Annotated in this window: 19 protein-coding genes and 1 pseudogene; 14 read left to right on the forward strand and 6 right to left on the reverse strand. The window is 57.5% G+C overall.

Features of this window, described 5'->3' with window-relative positions; translation table 11 throughout:
- Nucleotides 1-188 precede the first annotated feature (188 nt).
- From tssI to CAG02_RS02325, 8 genes are all read left to right on the forward strand, one after another.
- The gene (gene tssI, locus CAG02_RS02290; protein WP_085709766.1) at nucleotides 189-2,384 is read left to right on the forward strand and encodes a type VI secretion system tip protein VgrG; all 2,196 of its coding nucleotides are present in this window, start codon (nucleotides 189-191) and stop codon (nucleotides 2,382-2,384) included.
- A gap of 1 nt (nucleotide 2,385) precedes the next feature.
- A complete protein-coding gene (locus CAG02_RS02295; RefSeq protein ID WP_085709765.1) occupies nucleotides 2,386-2,949 on the forward strand; it encodes a transglycosylase SLT domain-containing protein in 564 nt (187 codons plus the stop codon).
- Nucleotides 2,946-3,479 (forward strand): hypothetical protein, encoded by a 534-nt coding sequence (locus CAG02_RS02300; protein WP_085709764.1) that lies wholly within the window; start codon nucleotides 2,946-2,948, stop codon nucleotides 3,477-3,479. Before CAG02_RS02295 ends, CAG02_RS02300 begins: the two co-directional genes overlap by 4 nt.
- Nucleotides 3,480-3,629: 150 nt before the next feature.
- The gene (locus tag CAG02_RS02305) at nucleotides 3,630-5,723 is read left to right on the forward strand and encodes a type VI secretion system tip protein VgrG (RefSeq protein ID WP_085709763.1); all 2,094 of its coding nucleotides are present in this window, start codon (nucleotides 3,630-3,632) and stop codon (nucleotides 5,721-5,723) included.
- The gene (locus tag CAG02_RS02310) at nucleotides 5,723-6,562 is read left to right on the forward strand and encodes a DUF4123 domain-containing protein (RefSeq protein WP_170931556.1); all 840 of its coding nucleotides are present in this window, start codon (nucleotides 5,723-5,725) and stop codon (nucleotides 6,560-6,562) included. Before CAG02_RS02305 ends, CAG02_RS02310 begins: the two co-directional genes overlap by 1 nt.
- Before the next feature lie 91 nt (nucleotides 6,563-6,653).
- Nucleotides 6,654-7,145 (forward strand): DUF3304 domain-containing protein, encoded by a 492-nt coding sequence (locus CAG02_RS02315; protein WP_256576874.1) that lies wholly within the window; start codon nucleotides 6,654-6,656, stop codon nucleotides 7,143-7,145.
- Nucleotides 7,142-8,965, forward strand: a complete 1,824-nt coding sequence (locus CAG02_RS02320; protein WP_085709761.1) for a phospholipase effector Tle1 domain-containing protein — start codon at nucleotides 7,142-7,144, stop codon at nucleotides 8,963-8,965. Before CAG02_RS02315 ends, CAG02_RS02320 begins: the two co-directional genes overlap by 4 nt.
- A 52-nt stretch (nucleotides 8,966-9,017) precedes the next feature.
- Nucleotides 9,018-9,530, forward strand: a complete 513-nt coding sequence (locus CAG02_RS02325; RefSeq protein WP_256576875.1) for a DUF3304 domain-containing protein — start codon at nucleotides 9,018-9,020, stop codon at nucleotides 9,528-9,530.
- A 38-nt stretch (nucleotides 9,531-9,568) separates the two neighbouring features.
- Here the strand turns inward: CAG02_RS02325 and CAG02_RS02330 are convergent, their stop codons facing one another.
- On the reverse strand, nucleotides 9,569-9,865 hold the full coding sequence (locus tag CAG02_RS02330; RefSeq protein ID WP_065257928.1) for a hypothetical protein: 297 nt from the start codon (nucleotides 9,863-9,865) through the stop codon (nucleotides 9,569-9,571).
- 486 nt (nucleotides 9,866-10,351) lie between these two features.
- Between CAG02_RS02330 and CAG02_RS02340 the strand changes: the two genes are divergently transcribed.
- Nucleotides 10,352-10,621: a DUF2790 domain-containing protein gene (locus CAG02_RS02340; RefSeq protein WP_085709760.1), complete on the forward strand. Its 270-nt coding sequence runs from the start codon at nucleotides 10,352-10,354 to the stop codon at nucleotides 10,619-10,621.
- A gap of 91 nt (nucleotides 10,622-10,712) precedes the next feature.
- Nucleotides 10,713-11,111 (forward strand): hypothetical protein, encoded by a 399-nt coding sequence (locus CAG02_RS02345; protein ID WP_085709759.1) that lies wholly within the window; start codon nucleotides 10,713-10,715, stop codon nucleotides 11,109-11,111.
- On the opposite strand, the gene CAG02_RS02350 is transcribed toward CAG02_RS02345, so the two are convergent.
- Nucleotides 11,108-11,377 (reverse strand): DUF1652 domain-containing protein, encoded by a 270-nt coding sequence (locus CAG02_RS02350; protein WP_085709758.1) that lies wholly within the window; start codon nucleotides 11,375-11,377, stop codon nucleotides 11,108-11,110. The two genes, CAG02_RS02345 and CAG02_RS02350, sit on opposite strands and share 4 nt — an antisense overlap.
- A 371-nt stretch (nucleotides 11,378-11,748) precedes the next feature.
- On the opposite strand from CAG02_RS02350, the gene eco reads away from it, so the two are divergent.
- Together eco and CAG02_RS02360 are read left to right on the forward strand one after the other, a co-directional pair.
- Nucleotides 11,749-12,234 carry a serine protease inhibitor ecotin gene (gene eco, locus CAG02_RS02355; protein ID WP_085709757.1) on the forward strand — a complete coding sequence of 162 codons (486 nt, stop codon included), beginning with the start codon at nucleotides 11,749-11,751 and terminating at the stop codon, nucleotides 12,232-12,234.
- 20 nt (nucleotides 12,235-12,254) lie between these two features.
- A complete protein-coding gene (locus CAG02_RS02360; protein WP_085709756.1) occupies nucleotides 12,255-12,560 on the forward strand; it encodes an NIPSNAP family protein in 306 nt (101 codons plus the stop codon).
- Nucleotides 12,561-12,575: 15 nt separating this feature from the next.
- On the opposite strand, the pseudogene ilvA reads toward CAG02_RS02360, so the two are convergent.
- Nucleotides 12,576-13,546: pseudogene (gene ilvA, locus CAG02_RS02365) on the reverse strand (threonine ammonia-lyase, biosynthetic); the annotation flags it as partial.
- A 282-nt stretch (nucleotides 13,547-13,828) separates the two neighbouring features.
- Between ilvA and CAG02_RS02370 the strand changes: the two are divergent.
- On the forward strand, nucleotides 13,829-14,167 hold the full coding sequence (locus CAG02_RS02370) for a DUF2834 domain-containing protein (RefSeq protein WP_085709754.1): 339 nt from the start codon (nucleotides 13,829-13,831) through the stop codon (nucleotides 14,165-14,167).
- Here CAG02_RS02370 and CAG02_RS02375 read toward each other — a convergent pair.
- Together CAG02_RS02375 and CAG02_RS02380 are read right to left on the reverse strand one after the other, a co-directional pair.
- On the reverse strand, nucleotides 14,148-15,071 hold the full coding sequence (locus tag CAG02_RS02375; RefSeq protein WP_085709753.1) for a magnesium transporter CorA family protein: 924 nt from the start codon (nucleotides 15,069-15,071) through the stop codon (nucleotides 14,148-14,150). The two genes, CAG02_RS02370 and CAG02_RS02375, sit on opposite strands and share 20 nt — an antisense overlap.
- 7 nt (nucleotides 15,072-15,078) lie before the next feature.
- A complete protein-coding gene (locus CAG02_RS02380) occupies nucleotides 15,079-16,653 on the reverse strand; it encodes a RimK family protein (protein WP_085709752.1) in 1,575 nt (524 codons plus the stop codon).
- A gap of 92 nt (nucleotides 16,654-16,745) precedes the next feature.
- Here CAG02_RS02380 and rimI point away from each other — a divergent pair, with 92 nt between their 5' ends.
- Nucleotides 16,746-17,849: a ribosomal protein S18-alanine N-acetyltransferase gene (rimI, locus tag CAG02_RS02385; protein WP_085709751.1), complete on the forward strand. Its 1,104-nt coding sequence runs from the start codon at nucleotides 16,746-16,748 to the stop codon at nucleotides 17,847-17,849.
- A gap of 5 nt (nucleotides 17,850-17,854) precedes the next feature.
- Here rimI and CAG02_RS02390 read toward each other — a convergent pair whose 3' ends face one another.
- On the reverse strand, nucleotides 17,855-19,000 hold the full coding sequence (locus tag CAG02_RS02390) for a PQQ-dependent sugar dehydrogenase (RefSeq protein WP_085709750.1): 1,146 nt from the start codon (nucleotides 18,998-19,000) through the stop codon (nucleotides 17,855-17,857).
- Nucleotides 19,001-19,137 lie beyond the last annotated feature (137 nt).

A 19,137-nucleotide genomic window follows, 5' to 3' on the forward strand; every position in this document is an offset into this window, starting at 1 on the left:
GGGAGGAAGTGAACACGCGGGGGTGAGCGCCCATGATGGCAGATGGCTTTGACGTGCTACAGGCGACTTTAGTCTGAAACTGACTGATTGTTCCGACCCGCGTGCGCTCTACAGGATTTTTCGATTGTGCGCTTCTGGCGAATCCCGCTACATTTGCATCCTGCTTATTCACGGATGGAATTCAAAGCATGCTGGACGCTAATGCCATTCACATCAGCTTCTCCATTGAAGGCGCCTCCGCCGACCTGCAAGTCCTCAGCTTCACCGGTCGCGAAGCCCTCAACGAACCGTTCCGTTTCGACATTGAACTGGTCAGCGCCCGTCCTGACCTCAAGCTCGAAGAACTCCTGCACAAGCCCGGCTGCCTGACCTTCGGCGCCACCGGCGAGGGCAAGATTCATGGCTTGGTGTATCGCATCGAACAGGGCGATTCCGGCAAGACCCTGACCCGCTACAGCCTGAGCCTGGTGCCGCAACTGGCCTACCTGCGGCACAACCATGACCAGCAGATTTTCCAGCAACTGACCGTGCCGAAGATCATCGCCCAGGTACTGGAAGATCGCGGCATCCTGGCCGACGCCTACAGCTTCCAGCTCAGCGCCGAGTACCCGGAACGCGAGTACTGCGTGCAGTACGACGAATCCGACCTGCATTTCATCCAGCGCCTGTGCGAAGAGGAAGGTATTCACTTCCACTTCCAGCACAGCAGCAGCGGCCACAAACTGGTGTTCGGCGATGACCAGACCGTGTTCCGCAAACTGAAACCGGTGAACTACCAGCAAGACTCCGGCATGACCGCCGACAAACCGGTGATCAAGCGTTTCAACCTGCGCCTGGAAACCCGCACCAGCCGCGTCAGCCGCCGCGACTACGATTTCGAAAAACCGAAGATCCTGCCTGAAGGCGCGGCCAAATCCGCTTTCATGCCGGACCTCGAGGACTACGACTACCCCGGCCGTTTCACGACTCGCGAACGCGGCAAGTTCCTCTCGACCCGCGCACTCGAACGCCATCGCAGCGACTACAAACTCGCCGAAGGCAAGGGTGACGAGCCGACGCTGACCACGGGCCACTTCCTGACCCTGGCCGAACATCCTCGCGCCGAATGGAACGATATGTGGTTGCTGCTGGAAATCTTCCACGAAGGCAAGCAACCGCAAGTGCTGGGCGAAAACGTCACCAGCGACGTCACCGACAACAAGAGCGATTTCCACCAAGGCTACCGCAACAGCTTCGTGGCCACTCCGTGGGACGCCCACTACCGCCCTGCCCTCGAACACCCGAAACCGAAAGTCCTCGGCAGCCAGACCGCCATCGTCACCGGCCCCGGCGGCGAAGAAATCCACTGCGACCAGTACGGCCGCGTGAAGGTGCAATTCCACTGGGACCGCGACGGCCAGGCCGACGACAAGACCACCTGCTGGCTGCGCGTCGCCAGCGGCTGGGCCGGCGCGGCCTACGGCGGCATCGCCATCCCGCGCATCGGCATGGAAGTGCTGGTGACCTTCCTTGAAGGCGACCCCGACCAGCCGCTGGTGACCGGCTGCCTGTACCACAAGGAAAACGTCGTTCCGTACGATCTGCCGGCGAACAAGACCCGCAGCACCTTCAAGACCCTGAGTTCCCCGGGCGGCAAGGGCTACAACGAGTTCCGCATCGAAGACAAGAAAGGCGTGGAGCAGATCTACATCCACGCCCAGCGCGACTGGGACGAAAACATCGAGCACGACCAGAAGATCCGCGTCGGCAACGAGCGGCACGACACCGTCGAAGCCAACACCCTGAGCGAATTCAAGGTCGAGGAACACCGCATCACCCACCTGGACCGCAAGAGCGAAATGCGCGCCAACGATCACCTGACCGTGGGTGTGACCCAGCACGTGAAGGTCGGCACCGGGCAGTTCGTTGAAGCGGGTACGGAGATTCATTACCACGCTGGCGAGAAAGTGGTGATTGAAGGCGGGATGGAGCTGACGGCGAAGGCTGGCGGCAGTTTCGTCAAGGTGGATGCGGGTGGTGTGACCATCAGTGGTGCAGAGGTGAAGGCCAACAGCGGTGGTGCGCGGGGGGCGGGAACCGGGATCGGGATTCTCACCCCTCTGATTCCTGTGGCAGCCGCCATGGGGAGCATCGGGCAGTTGCTGGAGCGCAAGATCGTCCCCGAGAATTCCGAACATGATCTGGATTTCCTTGTCACCAGTCAGGATACCGGGCGACCGCTCAAGAACTTCCCGTATGTCATCAGGACTGCCTCCGGCAAAAGCATCGTTGGGCGCACCAATGAAGAAGGCAAGACTGCAAAGATTTCGAGCACGGAAGCAGAAATGGCAGTGATCGAAGTCTTTGATGACATTCCACCGATCACCCCAGGATGGGACGACTGAAATGGCCAAGAACAAGCCACTGACCACCGCTCAGAAACCTCTCACTCCGAAAGCGGACACAGCCTCGGCCAAAGTTGCCGTGGAAGACAACAAACGATTGAAGGAAATACGGAAACTGGTTGAAGCCAACAACCAATCGAAAATCGACACCAACACAGTGATTTGCCAGATCTACATGGAGTCGCACTTCGATCCTGAAGCCGGTCGTGGAAAACACTCCGCCCGGGGGCTCATGCAAATGCAGGAACCGGCGGTCAAGCAAGTCTATAAATACCGAAAGAAAAAGGAACTGGGTCGCATGCCAAACCAGGCCCAGACGGATGAGGCGTTCAGCGCCGGAGCGGCTTTTTACGCATCCCCCCTTATCTGGGACGAAGCCCAGAACATCAGGATCGGTACTGAGTACATGCAATACTGGCTGGATATTTCGAGTTCTACCGAGGAGGCGTACATAAAGTACCGCGGCAAATCGAACGGCGTTTACTATCGGAAAATCAGTGAGTGCGCCAGAAAGCTGGACGCCAACCCAAACTCGATGGATGTGCTCAGGGATACATTGAAATGAAAAAGCTGTGGCTCCCTTTCATCCTCGCACTTGCCTGTCATCCCGCTTTTGCAGACGTTAAAAAAGACCTTCTGGACTGTCCACTTTCGGACGGATCGACGGTTTCCCTGCTGTCCACCTCCAGCGAGGACGGACAACGACTTTTCGTCAAGATCAACAACCAGACCGAAACGGCTTTCACCGACATGCCCGATTCGGATTTTGTTGGCGAAGTCGCCCTGACAAAGTGCGCCGGCTCCGGTCTGATCTACGCCCTGAACTATGGATCTCCCTATTTGAAAGGCGCCGTTTTACGCAAGAACCCAGACAGCGGAATCCTGGAGCGCATTGATTTTGCCGAGAAGGCCCTTCCGGTCTTTCTTTACCTGAGTGCTCGACAAATGCGCCTGGTCATCCCCAACGAAGGTTATGAGATCCCTGAAAAATTCATCGTCTACGACTACATCAGCCCAAAAGGCCAGCCGGAAGAACCCGAAGGGATGAACGCGATGCCCGACAAAAAGGGCTTTGAAGTCATCGAGCTGAAATGACCGGACAGTCGCAAAAGCCTCGTATCCATTGGCGAAACCGCCCGTTCTAGGGGAAAACCCTACGCCCCTGACGGGTATTTGCGGGTTGTACGAGCCCGGCTAATCCTGCACCATCCGTCCCTTGCTTATTCAATGGACGGAAAACAAGGCATGCTGGACGCCAATGCTACCCACATTATCCTCACGCTCGAAGGCGCCTCCGCCGACCTGCAAGTCCTCAGCTTCACCGGTCGCGAAGCCCTCAACGAACCGTTCCGTTTCGACATTGAACTGGTCAGCGCCCGTCCTGACCTCAAGCTCGAAGAACTCCTGCACAAGCCCGGCTGCCTGACCTTCGGCGCCACCGGCGAGGGCAAGATCCATGGCCTGGTGTATCGCATCGAGCAGGGCGATTCCGGCAAGACCCTGACCCGCTACAGCCTGAGTCTGGTGCCACAACTGGCCTACCTGCGGCACAACCATGACCAGCAGATCTTCCAGCAACTGACCGTGCCGAAGATCATCGCCCAGGTACTGGAAGATCGCGGCATCCTGGCCGACGCCTACAGCTTCCAGCTCAGCGCCGAGTACCCGGAACGCGAGTACTGCGTGCAGTACGACGAATCCGACCTGCATTTCATCCAGCGCCTGTGCGAAGAGGAAGGCATTCACTTCCACTTCCAGCACAGCAGCAGCGGCCACAAACTGGTGTTCGGCGACGACCAGACCGTGTTCCGCAAACTGAAACCGGTGAACTACCAGCAAGACTCCGGCATGACCGCCGACAAACCGGTGATCAAGCGTTTCAACCTGCGCCTGGAAACCCGCACCAGCCGCGTCAGCCGCCGCGACTACGATTTCGAAAAACCGAAGATCCTGCCTGAAGGCGCGGCCAAATCCGCTTTCATGCCGGACCTCGAGGACTACGACTACCCCGGCCGTTTCACGACTCGCGAACGCGGCAAGTTCCTCTCGACCCGCGCACTCGAACGCCATCGCAGCGACTACAAACTCGCCGAAGGCAAGGGTGACGAGCCGACGCTGACCACGGGCCACTTCCTGACCCTGGCCGAACATCCTCGCGCCGAATGGAACGATATGTGGCTGCTGCTGGAAATCTTCCACGAAGGCAAGCAACCGCAGGTGCTGGGCGAAAACGTCACCAGCGACGTCACCGACAGCAAGAGCGATTTCCACCAAGGCTACCGCAACAGATTCGTCGCCACCCCGTGGGACGCGCACTACCGCCCTGCCCTCGAACACCCGAAACCGAAAGTCCTCGGCAGCCAGACCGCCATCGTCACCGGCCCCGGCGGCGAAGAAATCCACTGCGACCAGTACGGCCGCGTGAAGGTGCAATTCCACTGGGACCGTGAAGGCCTGGCCGACGACAAGACCACCTGCTGGCTGCGCGTCGCCAGCGGCTGGGCCGGCGCGGCCTACGGCGGCATCGCCATCCCACGGATCGGCATGGAAGTGCTGGTGACCTTCCTTGAAGGCGACCCCGACCAGCCGCTGGTGACCGGTTGCCTGTACCACAAGGAAAACGTCGTCCCCTACGACCTGCCGGCAAACAAGACCCGCAGCACCTTCAAGACCCTGAGTTCCCCGGGCGGCAAGGGCTACAACGAGTTCCGCATCGAAGACAAGAAAGGCGTGGAGCAGATCTACATCCACGCCCAGCGCGACTGGGACGAGAACATCGAGCACGACCAGAAGATCCGCGTCGGCAACGAGCGGCACGACACCGTTGAAGCCAATGTTTTAAGTGAATTCAAGGTTGAAGAGCACCGCATAACTCATCTGGATCGTGTCAGTGAGATGCGCGCCAACGATCACCTGACCGTGGGCGTGACTCAGCATGTGAAGGTCGGCACCGGGCAGTTCGTCGAGGCAGGCACGGAGATTCATTACCACGCCGGTGACAAAGTCGTGATCGAAGGCGGAATGGAACTGACGGCCAAGGCCGGGGGGAGTTTCGTCAAGGTGGATGCGGGTGGCGTGACCATCAGTGGCGCGGAAGTGAAGGCCAATACCGGCGGCGCGCCGGGAGTGGGTTCCGGTATCCAGATTCTCGTGCCTTTCATTCCTGGCCTGGCAGCCCTCGACAAGGCCGGACGCTTGATGCAAACCCGGCTGAATCAAAAGATCGAGGCTGAGTCGCTGGCCGTCGTGCCGAAGTTGAAGGCGCCGAAAGGCATCTGCGTTGAATGTCTGAAGAAAGCCATGCGGGAAAAACTGGCCCTGCAATCGGGAGCCAATTGATGACGAAGGACGACGCAGCGAAAGCCTGGGCAGAGGCGCATAAAAACGCACAGTCGCGATTCGCAATCGTTGAAACGGGCCTGCTCGCTGAGCCGGCTCGACAGCAATTCCTCAAATCCGATCCGTCACGCCGCCCCTTGATGCTCCAACCTGAGTTCGCCGAATTGCGCAACTACGGCCCATGGCTCGTGGACGTCAGCGACATGGAATTCGAGGCCTTTCTCGCTCACGAATACTTCGTCGGATGCACCGCCATGGCCAGCTGGATCCGCACCGACTGCCCCGCCGACAAACTCGCGGCGCACCTGAGCGACGCGTTGCTGGCAAAAAATGAAGCCGACGAAGTCCTGATGATCCGCAGCTACGCCCCAGAAGTGCTGCCGATGCTCCACGCTCGCGATGATCTGTCCTGGCATGCGTGGCTTTTCGGCCCACTGCAGGAATGGTGGGTGCCAGAGGCGGAGGATGAGTGGCAATGCTTCAAAGGGCTCAATCTGGAACAACCGGGCAAGTACCAACCGATTTTCCTGGACGCCAGGTTATGGAAGGAGATGGAGGTCGACCCCCTACCCTACAACCTGACCACCGAACTGGAAAAAGACGCGCCGGAGGTATTCACCAGTAGCTGTCACGGCGATCGGTTGAACCAGGTGAAGCAGGCGCTGGACGCAGGGCGCGCAGAAGGCTTGTCGGACCCGGAAGACGTCAGCCTGTTTGCCAGCCTGCAATTGATGGATCCCGAGTTCCCGGCGAATTGGCCGATGTGGGAAAAGGCCAAAGAGCGGGCTGTTGGGGAGAAGTTGCCGCTTGGGGTTGTGATGAGGGAGTTGTCGGAGTGAGTTTCGGGATAGATATACAAGTCAGTTTTCCATTTTTGCCCGAGATGCATTCGACTGTTTTAGAAGTGTTGCAAGATAAGGAACTCAAGTAATGACCGTGGCTATGAACCTGAAGCGGCAAAAAATCTGGCGCCGCCGCAACCTTGTCATTGGGGTGCTTGTTTTACTCCTGCCTTTCCTGGGTTCGTACCTTTACAACCAGTTTCGTACGCCTGGGGCGATGTTGACGTCTGCAAACTATATGGACCGTCCGATTTTTAGTTTTTGGGCAAATGACTTTTGGGGTGGAAACTTGATGGCGATGGGAGGCGGCGGAATTATGTGCTGCACCCGATTTGAAGGGAAAACCATTAAAATAAAATGGATTCTGGACATGACCCGTCAGCAGCAATTGAGTGGTGCAGTAGAAGAGCATCACGAGATTGAACTTCCACTGCCTAAGCGTGGGTCAACTGATCAATACCTTCACGTTCAATTCGAACCGGGCAACAAAGTTAGGCTGGGATGGAGTCCCGACCTCACGAGACCGTTCCCCTCTCCATTTGCCAAGCAAGAATCTACTGAACAAGGACGTATCCCATGAGTACACCTCAGCATCTAGATCGTGCAGAAGCTATCAGCACAAAAACGAACTCATGCACCTCTGCCGAGAAAAATCCTGTTCTGCCTTGTGAGGCGGCGCTGCGAGTCGGATTCTTCTTCGATGGTTTTGGCCGAAACATGAAGAGCGATTTGCAAGAGGATCGACTCAGTAATGTTGCCAGACTATTCATGGCGTACCCGGATGCTGACCTATCCAATGCATCAGATCCATTTACGGGTAACAAACGATTTTACTTGTCGGGTTTGGCCACTGAGTTTGATAAAACACTTGGTGGTGGAGAGTCCGTAAGCGGCGCAGGTATCGATGGTGCAGCAAGCAGGGCGAAAGACAGCATAGTAAAATCTCCTGAAGGCACTATTTCGAATAGCCCACTTGATTCCGCAAAAGATGTCATCACCGGCAAAAAGTGGTGGGAAAGCATCCTTAACAATATAAAGCCTGGAAACATAATCACCTCAGCAATAAAAGCAGCAGCGCCAGCATCTCTGGACATGTTTGGCTTTACTCGTGACAACGAACTAATAACAAATTTTTTCAAAACAGGAGTCGATACGCGTTTGGAAGCGGCCGTTAGCGCCTTGGAGAAGGCATTAGAAGACGCCAACAAGAACAGCAAGGCTCCGGTAAAAAAAATATCCGTGTCAATATTTGGATTCGACTTCGGCGCAAGCCTTGCAAGAGCATTTGCTCATAAAATCTATGAAGAATGCGATCCGGCCACCACAATATTTAAGAAAACAAATATTGAAATTACGTTCATGGGCCTTTTTGATGCGGTAGATCGTAGTGGAGATGATTCAATTATTTTTGAATATCTGCTGCCTTTTTCGAACAAAGTCGATGACGGTGAGTGCCTTCCTGGTCCTGTAAAAAACGCATTGCATTTGATTGCAGCACATGAGTGCCAGGAGTCTCGCCGATCTCGATTGATTGGCACCGGCCCATCGACGCCTCGCTGGGAAGAGCGCCTCGTACCCGGAACCAGTTATGACGTGGGAGGAGGCTTAGCTAAAACTGATGCGCCTCATAGTCGTGAACTCCACATGGTCAGTTTGCATGAAATGTATAACGCTGCTTTTCGTGCAGGCGTTCCGCTTTACCCCATGCAAACACTGCCTGACAAAGCAGTCTTGGTATCGAAATACTTCCAGTTGAATGACCACATCAACGGTGCAAGCGCTATTGAAGTAAGTAAAAAATACCTTAGCCTTGCAGGCAATCAGAAGGTATCTCCCGAAGCATTCCTGGCGCACCGACGTCTGTATATTCAGAGGCTGCGGGGACTATGGGAGATCTATCGAGAACAGAATAAGGCGTATGACGAACAGGATGACCGTCTCGCACGTCCAATCCTTGGAAAACAAGGATCGATGGCTAAATTTTTTGGCATGGGAAATGAAACAGCCTCCCAGGCTGCCAAGCGAGATCAGGCGATCAAGCAGAACCAACAAGACAAGACTGCCTTACGCAATGACCTTGGATGGCTTGAAGATGTGGATCGTGAGGCATGGCGACTCAACACGGCTTTTGCTTCCGCGCCCGTTAAAGCCCTATTGAAGGAATGGTTCAATCCTGAAGTGAAAAGTTTGAACTTCGATATCGAGGACTTGCTTGAGTTTTACGTTAATGATCGTTACATGATCCAGCAGATGCCACCGAGCCAAAATCCTCCGCTACCCAAATACTTTCGCGTGCGAGACCTCGACATGCCGAGCCTGAACAAGACCAAAGGCATGGCACCGGACTATCTGGAACAGACGATGCGTAAGCCATCGACGAGATCGTCAGGCGCGACCTGAAGCAAGGAAAAATCTACAGCGAGGCTCAAGACGAAAACCTCGACAGACGAAATTGGATTTCATTGACTTGATAGATATTTCTGCCGATGCGCGCCGCCGACGGACTTGGCGGCGAAGAAAAATAGCGTTGGGTGTGTTGGCTTTGCTGCTTACCTATGCCGCTCCGAAAATCATTGGCCTGCTCCGGACGCCCGGCGTCATGCTGACTTCGGAGAACTACACAGATCGACCGATTTTCAGCTTCTGGGTAAATGATTTTTGGGGCGGAAATCTATTCGCAATGAGTAGCGGCGGGATTACGTGCTGCCAAAAAATTGTAGGAAAAACGGTTCGTGTTTCTTGGATCGTTAGTGTGACAGGCGAACAGGCCAGACAAGGAATGAGGCGAGAAGAGCATGAGGCAGTATTGCCTCTACCGCCCCAAAAACGTACAGATCGTTATCTGCATGTACGCTTCCTGCCGGAATATATCGTCGAGTTGAAATGGAGCCCCAACTTGATCAGCCCGTTTGATCCAGTTCCTGATGAAGAGCCAAACGCCTCTAACAGCATCACGGGCAGATAATGCTTCTGCCCGTGAAAACCAGGCCGTTTTTCAAATCATCAAACCGGCGCCTGCCAGTTCAACATCCGTTGCTGCGCAACCTGCAGCAAATCATTGCCATCCTGTGCCAGCAGGTACAACGCATGGGTGATGTGGGGAATGTCCTGGACATCGGCGTGTTTGAAGCACAGGCAATGCAGGGTTTCGAGCAGGTCGGCGGCGGCGCGTACGCGCTGGACGGCGGCTTCGAAGATGTCTTGGGGATTGGCTTCGGTGTCGATGACCAGCGGTGCGCTGTCGGTGACGCCGCTGTTGAGCGGGAGATAACGGGCGGAGCTTAGTTTCAGTATTGGCATTGGGATTACTCGATAGGCTTCAATGACCCGCCGACACCGTGACCAAACGATGGGAGGCGGACTGTATGCAAGGCTTGGTCAACTGAGAAACCCGATCAGCTCGCCCGAAGGCGCCCCTGCACACAGCCGCCACAGCAATGTACTCCGAAGACACGAATGTCCGCGGCGCGAATGATGGCACAAGATGTGTCGAGTTATCAGGCGACCAAACCTGAGCCGCTGATTTTGCAGCGACACCAAAACCATAACCGCCCCGCTCCAGCCGCCGGAAGCAGACAAGGCACCGGTTCCTGTAGGAAGGCGCCGAGAATCCCCCGAGAAACAATCCCCCGTCAGACAGCCGGCATTCAGCCGGGTTAACCCTCGCTTAACGCCGTGGTCAAAGACTCTAGTCATCCGCACGCTCTCAGCCGATGCTGACGCCCAGTGCGGCAGGTCTGGCGTGTTTCACGCCGGGCTTTCTTTCCGTCGCACGGGAGTTTCTCCATGAACATTCGTCCGTTCCTGCTCACCACCGTCCTCGCCTGCACCGCGTTTGCCGGGCTGGCCCAGGCCAATGACACCACAACCACTTCCAAAGCCGTGCCCTACCAGTACGGCATGCCGCTGCATGTGGCGAAGGTGGTTTCGATGACCGAGCAGCCAACACGGGTTTGCAAAGTCATTGATGCCGACATGAAGTACATCGATACGTCAGGCAAACCCGAGGAAATCACGTACCGGAAAATGTCTGACGCCTGCGACTTCCAGAACTGACAGAAAGCTCTGATTTGCGGCTTTGCGGTAGGCGGGCAAGGGTCCCGAAGGTTATGCTCGGGGCCCCTCCTCACTGCCGCAAGGATTCGCCATGCAGTTGTCGTTTCGCACGTTGTCGACCATCACCTTTTCCCTGTGTTTTCTGCTGGCGCTGGCCTGGGGCCTCGTGCCGCAAATACTGCTTTCGATCTGGAGCATCGAATACTCCGAGGCAGCAGGATTTGTCGCACGACGCATGGCGGTGCTGTTCGCAGCGTTGGGGGTGATGTTCTATCTGGTGCGCAACGCGCCGGTGTCGATCGCGCGCAATGCAATGAACAACGGTTTTATCGTCGGCTGTTTTGGTCTGGCGGTGCTGGGGTTTGCTGAATGGCTCAACGGCCATGCCGGCCCCGGGATTCTGCTCGCGGTGCTGGTCGAGTTCGCGCTGGGCCTTGGTTTCGTGCAGGCCCGGCGCGTGACGGTCGAACTGGGTGAAACGGTCGGTTAAACGACTTTGGATCGCGGCACTGAATGATGGGTCGCCGTGTGTTGCGCGAGATTGGAGCGCAAACCGGCGATCAGGCCGTTGATTTCACGACAGCTGTTCAGGTGACTGGCATCGATGCCACTGACCAGCAGATCGACCTGATCGGTACGGTGATCGCCATAAACCTTGACGGTCATCGACAGATCCGGGGATAGCGTGCACTGGCAGCGTTTCGGCAGAAAGCTGCTTTCAATGATATTGCGTAGTTCCAAGGCAGACAGAAACATGGCGAACCCTCTCCTTACTGTGAGACTGCCAATCAAGTATTCACATTGACCGTTGCCACTGTTCCCGGCGGGTGTATCCCCGCTGAATCCCTGGGTATGGCAAGCGGTTGTACTGCGAAATGCCCATTGGAGTGTAGGCGCACAAACTCGGTGCGCCGCACCAAATCAACGCATAAAACGTGCCTTTCATCGGGTTGCTTTCATCTTCTGCCAAATCAATGACTTGGCGAAAACGCAGGCAACTGGCCAGTTGCAAAATGCAAGATCCGATCGTGCAGGCACTGCAATTTGCATGCGGCTGGCGGTTTGCATTCATCGTCCATGACAGTAAGAATGCCCGTCTACCAACGTACACCCGCCAGGAGGCTTCAATGGGAAATTTCACTGTTTACGCGACGGTCGGCCTGATGCTCGCGAGCGTCGCCACCCTCACCCACGCCGCCAAACTCGAAGACACGGCGCCCTACCCCAAAGCCGAAGCGGGCTTCACCCGGCAGGTCATTCACCTGCCGCAACAGGCTCAGGAAGACAACTTCAAAGTCGAAATCCTTGCCGGCAAGACCCTTGAAGTGGACTGCAACCGCCAGCGCCTGGGCGGCACCCTCGAAGAGAAAAACCTCGAAGGCTGGGGCTATCCGTTCTACCGCCTCGAGAAAGTCAGCGGCCCGATGAGCACGATGATGGCCTGCCCACCGGGCACTCAGAAAAAGCGCGCGTTCGTCCCGGTGATCGGTGACGGCTTCACCGTGCGCTACAACAGCAAACTGCCGATCGTGGTTTACGCACCGGCGGACGTCGAGGTGCGTTATCGCATCTGGTCGGCTTCGGACAAAGTCGGCACTGCCATCCCCGAGTAACTCGCCAAGGAGCAGCGGCATTGATTACCTGCCACGTCAGATACGTGATTGATCCCTACCAGCTCGACGCCTTCGAAGCCTATGCCAAGACGTGGCTGGGCATCGTCGAACGGCTGGGCGGGACGCATCACGGCTATTTTCTGCCCTCGGAAGGCGCGAGCAACATCGCTTACTGCCTGTTCAGTTTTCCGTCGCTGGCGGATTACGAAAGCTATCGCCACATTGCACTGACCGACCCGGAAAGCACCGCGTTGGTGGCGGACCTGATGGAGAAGAAGTTCATCATCAGCTACGAGCGCAGCTTCCTGCGCCCGCTGCTGCCCTGAACATCCTCAGGCCACGTCGCCGGCCGCAGCGCGCTCGGCGACGTGGCGCAAGCTGTCAAAGTTGATATTGGCGCCGGAATCGATGGCGATCAGCGTCTGATTCCGTGCGCCGGTCTGCGCCACGTATTTTTTGATGCCCGCAACCGCCAACGCGCCGGAAGGCTCGGTGATCGAGCGGGTATCGTCGTAGATATTCTTGATCGCCGCGCAGAGTTCGTCATTGCTGACGGTGATCACTTCATCCACGCAGAAGCGGCAAACCTCAAAGCCATAGGCGCCGATCTGCGCCACTGCCACGCCATCGGCGAAGGTACCGACACTGGGCAGCAACACTCGCTCATCCGCTTGCAACGCAGCCTTCAGGCAGGCCGAGTGCTCCGACTCCACGCCGATGATCCGCACCTCCGGCCGCAGGTATTTCACATACGCAGCGATGCCCGCGATCAACCCGCCGCCACCCACCGGAACGAAGATCGCGTCCAGTGCGCCCTGATGCTCGCGCAGAATCTCCATTGCAACCGTGCCCTGGCCGGCGATCACATCGGGATCGTCGAACGGCGAGACGAACGTTCGACCGGTCTGCTCCGCCAGTTGCAGCGCATGGGCCAGGGCGAACGGAAAACTTTCGCCATGCAGCAGCGCTTCAGCTCCACGACTACTGACACCCAGTACTTTCAACTCAGGCGTGGTCGCCGGCATCACGATCGTCGCCGCAATGCCCAGCTCACGGGCTGCCAGCGCCACGCCTTGAGCGTGATTGCCCGCCGACGCCGTAATAACCCCGCGCGCCTTCTGCTCGTCGCTCAATTGCACCAGTTTGTTGTAGGCGCCGCGGATCTTGAAGGAGAACGTCGGTTGCAGGTCTTCGCGCTTGAGCAGGATCCGGTTGCCCAGCGCTTCGGACAGAGCCGGCGCAGATTGCAGCGGCGTGCGCACCGCCAGTTCATACACCGGCGCGGCGAGGATTTTTTTTACGTATTGCTCAAGCAAGGCTTGCTGGTCGGGGCTGTGGCGCATGATCGTCTCCTGACTTTTTATTCAAAACCCCGGAGACAGAAAATGAAAACCCGCCTCTAGGGCGGGTTGGGTGCTGCAGTCGTGAGCTAGCCCGCCAAATGAGGAATGGCGGTAATAATGCTTGGCTGGTAGCGCAATACGGTGGAAGTCATGGCCCCGAAATTAGCCCGGGCGTTGCTGGCAAGTCAATGGCGATTTTTGCGTTGGGTCTGTAGGCTGGCCTTTCGCTCATCTGACCAAGGAAGGAATACATGATGTCCATCGCCCTGCCCCTCACCGCTTTGATCGCCTTCAGTGGCTACACCGTTAGCGTGATGCTGCAAGCCGAGCAATCACTGATCGATTTCGGCATCAGTCTGATGTCGCGGCCAGACACCGCACAGGTGGTGATCGATCTTTATCTGCTGGCGACCCTGGCCGGCATCTGGATGTACAAGGATGCGCGCAAGCGCGGGCAATCGGGTTGGTCGGTGGTGCCGTATCTGTTGCTGACGGCGGTGTTTGTTTCGGTCGGGCCGCTGTTGTACCTGGTGGTCCGGGGCCTGCAGGATCGCAAACGCCCGGCCGCCGTCACTTCGCCAGACGCCTGAGCCCGAACAGCATCCCGCCCGCCCCCAGCAGCATCGCCGCCAGGAACAACGGGTACGACACCCACCACGGCGTACCAGCGGTCATCATGCTGAATTCCGACATGCCGCCAATGCTCGCAATCAGGTTGAGCGGCAGGAACACCACGTTGATCAGCGTCAGCTTGCGCAGCAGGTTGTTCATGCTGTTGTTCATCAGGTTGCCCCGGGCGTCGATCAGCCCGGAGAACACCGTCGAATAGATTTCCGCCTGCTTGTAGCACTGATTGTTTTCGATGATCAGGTCGTCGATCAGGCCAATGGCTTCGCTGCCGAAATGTTGTTTCTCGGCGTGGTTGCGCAGCCGCGTCAGTACCGCGCCGTTGCTGTGCAGCGCATTGATGTAATAGATCAGGCTTTCGCTGAGGTTGAACATCTGTACCAGATGCTGGTTCTGCATCGAGGCGTTGAATTTCTGCTGCAACTCCCGGGCAACCAGTTTGATCACCTTCAGGTGCCCGAGGTAGTGATGGATGTTGTTGAACAGCAGGTCCAGCAACACATCCAGCGGCGCTTTGAGTGGCCGGCCCGTGCCGAGACCGTGCAGCGGCGTGTCGTCGGTAGCGATCACCAGCAACTGGCCCGGCGAAAACAGCAAACCGCAGGACGACACTTCGAACGCCAGACTGCCGCCGCCGGAGTAGTTCTCGGGGCGTTTCCAGATCAGGAACAGATGATCGGGATGGAATTCAATCCGCGACACCTCGTCCGGGTCCAGCGCCGAGGCCAGAGCATGCTCATCCAGTTTGAAGTGACTGTGGAGCAGGTCGCGTTCAGCCGCGTCGGGGTCGCTGAACAGCATCACCTCGGCGTCCAGCCGCTCGACCCGCTGCAAGGCGCCGTGGCTCAGTGCAAAGCTGTTGATCATCGAGCGGTCACCAGGCCTGGCCGCGACGTTTGAGTTCCAGGCGCCTCACGAACTCCTCCAGCACCAGCGAATACAGATCGTCCTGCAAATAGGCATCTTCGATGCCGGCGTCGAGGTTCGGGTTGTCGTTGACCTCGATGACCACCACTTTGTCGCCGGCCTGTTTCAGGTCGACGCCATACAGGCCGTCGCCGATCAGGTTGGCAGTCTTCACCGCCAGTTCCACCACCGCACGTGGCGCTTCGTGGATCGCCAGCGTGCGGCATTCGCCGTTGACGTCCTGGCCCTTGGCCTTGTGGTTGTAGATCTGCCAATGGCCCTTGGACATGAAGTACTGGCAGGCAAAGATCGGTTTGCGGTTGAGCACGCCGATACGCCAGTCGTACTCGGTGTAGAAAAACTCCTGGGCCAGCAACAGCACCGAGTGTTCGAACAGTTCGGCGGTGGCTTCCAGCAGGGCTTGCTGGCTTTCAACCTTGATCACGCCCCGGGAGAAGCAACCATCAGGAATTTTCAGCACCAACGGAAATCCAAGACGCTCGCCGACCCGCTCGAAGTCTTCCGGTCGTTCCTTGTAGAGAATTTCCGTAGCGGGCATGCCCAGTTGATGGCTGTTGAGCAGGTCCGTGAGATAGACCTTGTTCGTGCAGCGCAGGATCGACGTCGGGTCGTCCATCACCACCAGCCCTTCGCTTTCGGCTTTCTTGGCGAAACGATAGGTGTGGTTGTCGACGCTGGTGGTCTCACGAATCAGCAGACCGTCGTACTCGGCCAGCCTCGCGTAGTCCTTGCGCTCGATCAGTTCGACATCGATGCCCATGCCTTTGCCGACGCGCACGAAATTCTCCAGCGCCCGAGCGTTCGACGGCGGCAACGCTTCCTGCGGATCGTGCAGGATCGCCAGGTCATATCGCGCCACTTGCGGCGAACGCGGTACACGCCAGACCTTGCGGCTGAAACCGTCCAGCGCATTGGCGAACTGATCTTCCTGATCATCGCGCAATTTGTGCAAGGCACCAGACTTGATACCTTCGATGTGCCAACCGTTAGTTCGACGAAACTCAACTAACAGGATCGGGCACGGAAACACTTCAAACAATTGACGGGCCAGATCCTGCAACGGCTCGATATGCGTTCTGCCGAAATAAAGTGTCAGCGTGAAACCTTCGGTATCGCTGTAGAGATGATGGCTGAGGGCCTTTTCCAGGGTTTTATCCAGGTCATCCAGCGCCAGACCGTAAAGGGATTTGCGGGTCAGTTCGCTGATGGTGCGCACCGACGGAATTACCTTGTGCCCCCTGGCTTCTGCCAGCAGCGAGCAGTAATAGCCGTGGCCCAGATACTTGTAACTGCGGCACAGGTTGATCACCTGCACCCGTTTTCCCGGCTCGCTGTCGGGCGGTTGTTCGAGGTATTCCTGGGCCGTCAGGATGTCTTCGCTGGGAAAGTACGAGGCCCAGTCTTCCTTGCGTTCGACGATAATCAATACTTGACTGGAAGTTCGGACTTGCGGTTTTAAATAAGTTGCCGGTGGCAAACTTTGACTGGATACTTCGCGCCAATGACCCTGTACCGCTGACATAGAAATTGATCCGTTGGAGAACAAGACCTTTTCTATTAAGCACGAACTTTTTCGAAAGTCCCGTTTCGTTACGCAACTTTTACGGCGGTCATATGAACACTGTTTTTCGCTTGGCGACAGTTGATGATTTAGCGGCGCTGCTGGCACTGGAAATGCACTGCTTCACCACGGACCGGCTCACCCGCCGCAGCTTTCAGTGGATGATTACCCGGGCCAACGGCCAGTTGCTGGTGGCCGAGCGCGAGGGTCAGCTGCTGGGTTATGCGCTGGTGCTGTTCCATCGCGGCACATCGCTTGCGCGGTTGTATTCCATCGCCATTTCTCCCGAAGCCCGGGGCGGTGGCCTGGGCAAACAGTTGCTGCAACGTATCGAAGCCTGCGCCCTGGAGCATGACTGCGCTTACCTGCGGCTGGAGGTACGCACTGACAACCCGGCCGCCATCTCTTTGTACGAACGTAGCGGCTATCGGCGCTTTGCATTGATTCACGACTATTACGAGGATCACGCGGACGCCTTGCGTCTGGAAAAGCGCATCCTGCAGCACCACGATTCGCGCAGCACCAAGGTGCCCTACTACCGGCAAACCACCGATTTCACCTGTGGTCCGGCGTGCCTGTTGATGGCCATGGGCGCCTTGCAGGCTGATCGCCTGCTGGAGCGCCGCGAAGAACTGCAGCTCTGGCGCGAAGCAACCACCGTGTTCATGACCGCCGGCCACGGCGGTTGCAGCCCTCAAGGCCTGGCGTTGGCCGCATGGCGCCGGGGGTTTCACGTGCGCTTGCAACTGAGCATGACCGGGCCGCTGTTTCTCGACGGCGTGCGCGACGCGCATAAAAAAGACGTCATGCGCCTGGTGCACGACGAGTTCATGGCACAACTGGACGACACCGACGTCGATCAAATCATCGGCACGACGCTGGATCTACCCCGACTGCTCAGCGCCGGCGGACAACCTTTGGTGCTGATCAGCAGCTATCGTCTGACCCGCTCCAAATCCCCGCACTGGGTGATCGTCACCGATTGCGACGAAGACTTCGTCTACCTGCATGACCCGGATGTCGATCACAGCCAGCATCGCCAGCCCATGGACTGCCAGCATGTGCCGGTCAGCCATGGGGAGTTCGAGAAGATGTGCCGGTTTGGACGTGGCAAGTTGCGGGCTGCGGTGGTGCTCTACGCCCGCTCACCCGCATGAAGCGTTCATTTGAGTCCGACCTTGTACAGCGCACCGTCGGACTCGTCCGTCAGCAGATACAGATAGCCGTCCGGCCCTTGGCGCACATCACGGATACGTTGCTTCAGATCGCCCAGCAGGCGTTCTTCATGCACCACCTTGTCACCGTCGAATTGCAGACGAATCAGTTCCTGAGTGACCAGCGCCCCGATGAACACGTTGTGCTGCCAGGGTTTGAAACGGTCGCCATCGTAGAACGCCATGCCGGTGACACCCGGTGATTTTTCCCAGACATGGTGCGGGGCGACAGTGCCTTCGACGGTTTTGCCCTGGGCTTCAGGGATGGGCTGCATCGAGTAGTTGATGCCGTGGGTTGCATGCGGCCAGCCGTAGTTCTTGCCGCGCTCGATGATGTTCACCTCATCGCCACCGCGCGGGCCATGTTCGTTCTCCCACAAAGTGCCGGTCCATGGATTGAGTGCTGCGCCCTGCGGGTTGCGATGGCCATAGGACCAGATTTCCGGGCGCACACCGGACTGACCGACAAACGGGTTGTCATCCGGCACCTTGCCGTCGGGGTAAATGCGCACGACCTTGCCTTGCAGCTTGTCCAGATCCTGTGCGGTGGGACGGTCGTTGTTTTCGCCGAGGGTGATGAACAGATAGCCGTCACGATCGAATACCAGCCGCGAGCCGAAGTGATTGCCAACCGACAGTTTCGGTTCCTGACGGAAAATCACGTTGAAGTCCTTCAGGGTTTTCAGGTCATCCGACAGGCGCCCGCGCCCTACCGCCGTCCCGGCCTTGTCACCGGCACCACCACCCTCAGCGTAAGACAGGTACACCAGCCGATCCTGTTTGAAGTCCGGCGACAGCACCACATCCAGCAACCCGCCCTGCCCCTTGGCCCAGACCTTGGGAACGCCATCGATCGGCGCCGACAACGTGCCGTCAGCCCCCACCACCCGCAGATTGCCCGGACGCTCGGTCACCAGCATGCCCTGACGATCCGGCAGGAACGCGAGCGCCCATGGGTGCGCAAGCCCCTGGGTAATCGTCGTGACTTCAAGGGTGCCCTGCTCGCTTTGCAATTGCTTGGGGGCGGCGGCGTATGCCGGGCTGCAGATAACAGCGCCGGCGCACAGGCCGGCTAAAAGGGTTTTACGCAACATGCACGATTCCTTTTGTTCGTTTGAAGGGCTGACAGAAGCGGCTCTGCCATTCAACGGTTGCTGTCGCCGTCACGGGCTGGAGGATTGAGAATGAAGGTCGGTGGCTTGCTCGGGACCGAGCGCAGCGGCTGGCCATT

It is taken from the genome of Pseudomonas sp. R43(2017) (assembly GCF_002112345.1).
GTDB classification, from domain to species: Bacteria; Pseudomonadota; Gammaproteobacteria; order Pseudomonadales; family Pseudomonadaceae; genus Aquipseudomonas; species Aquipseudomonas kribbensis.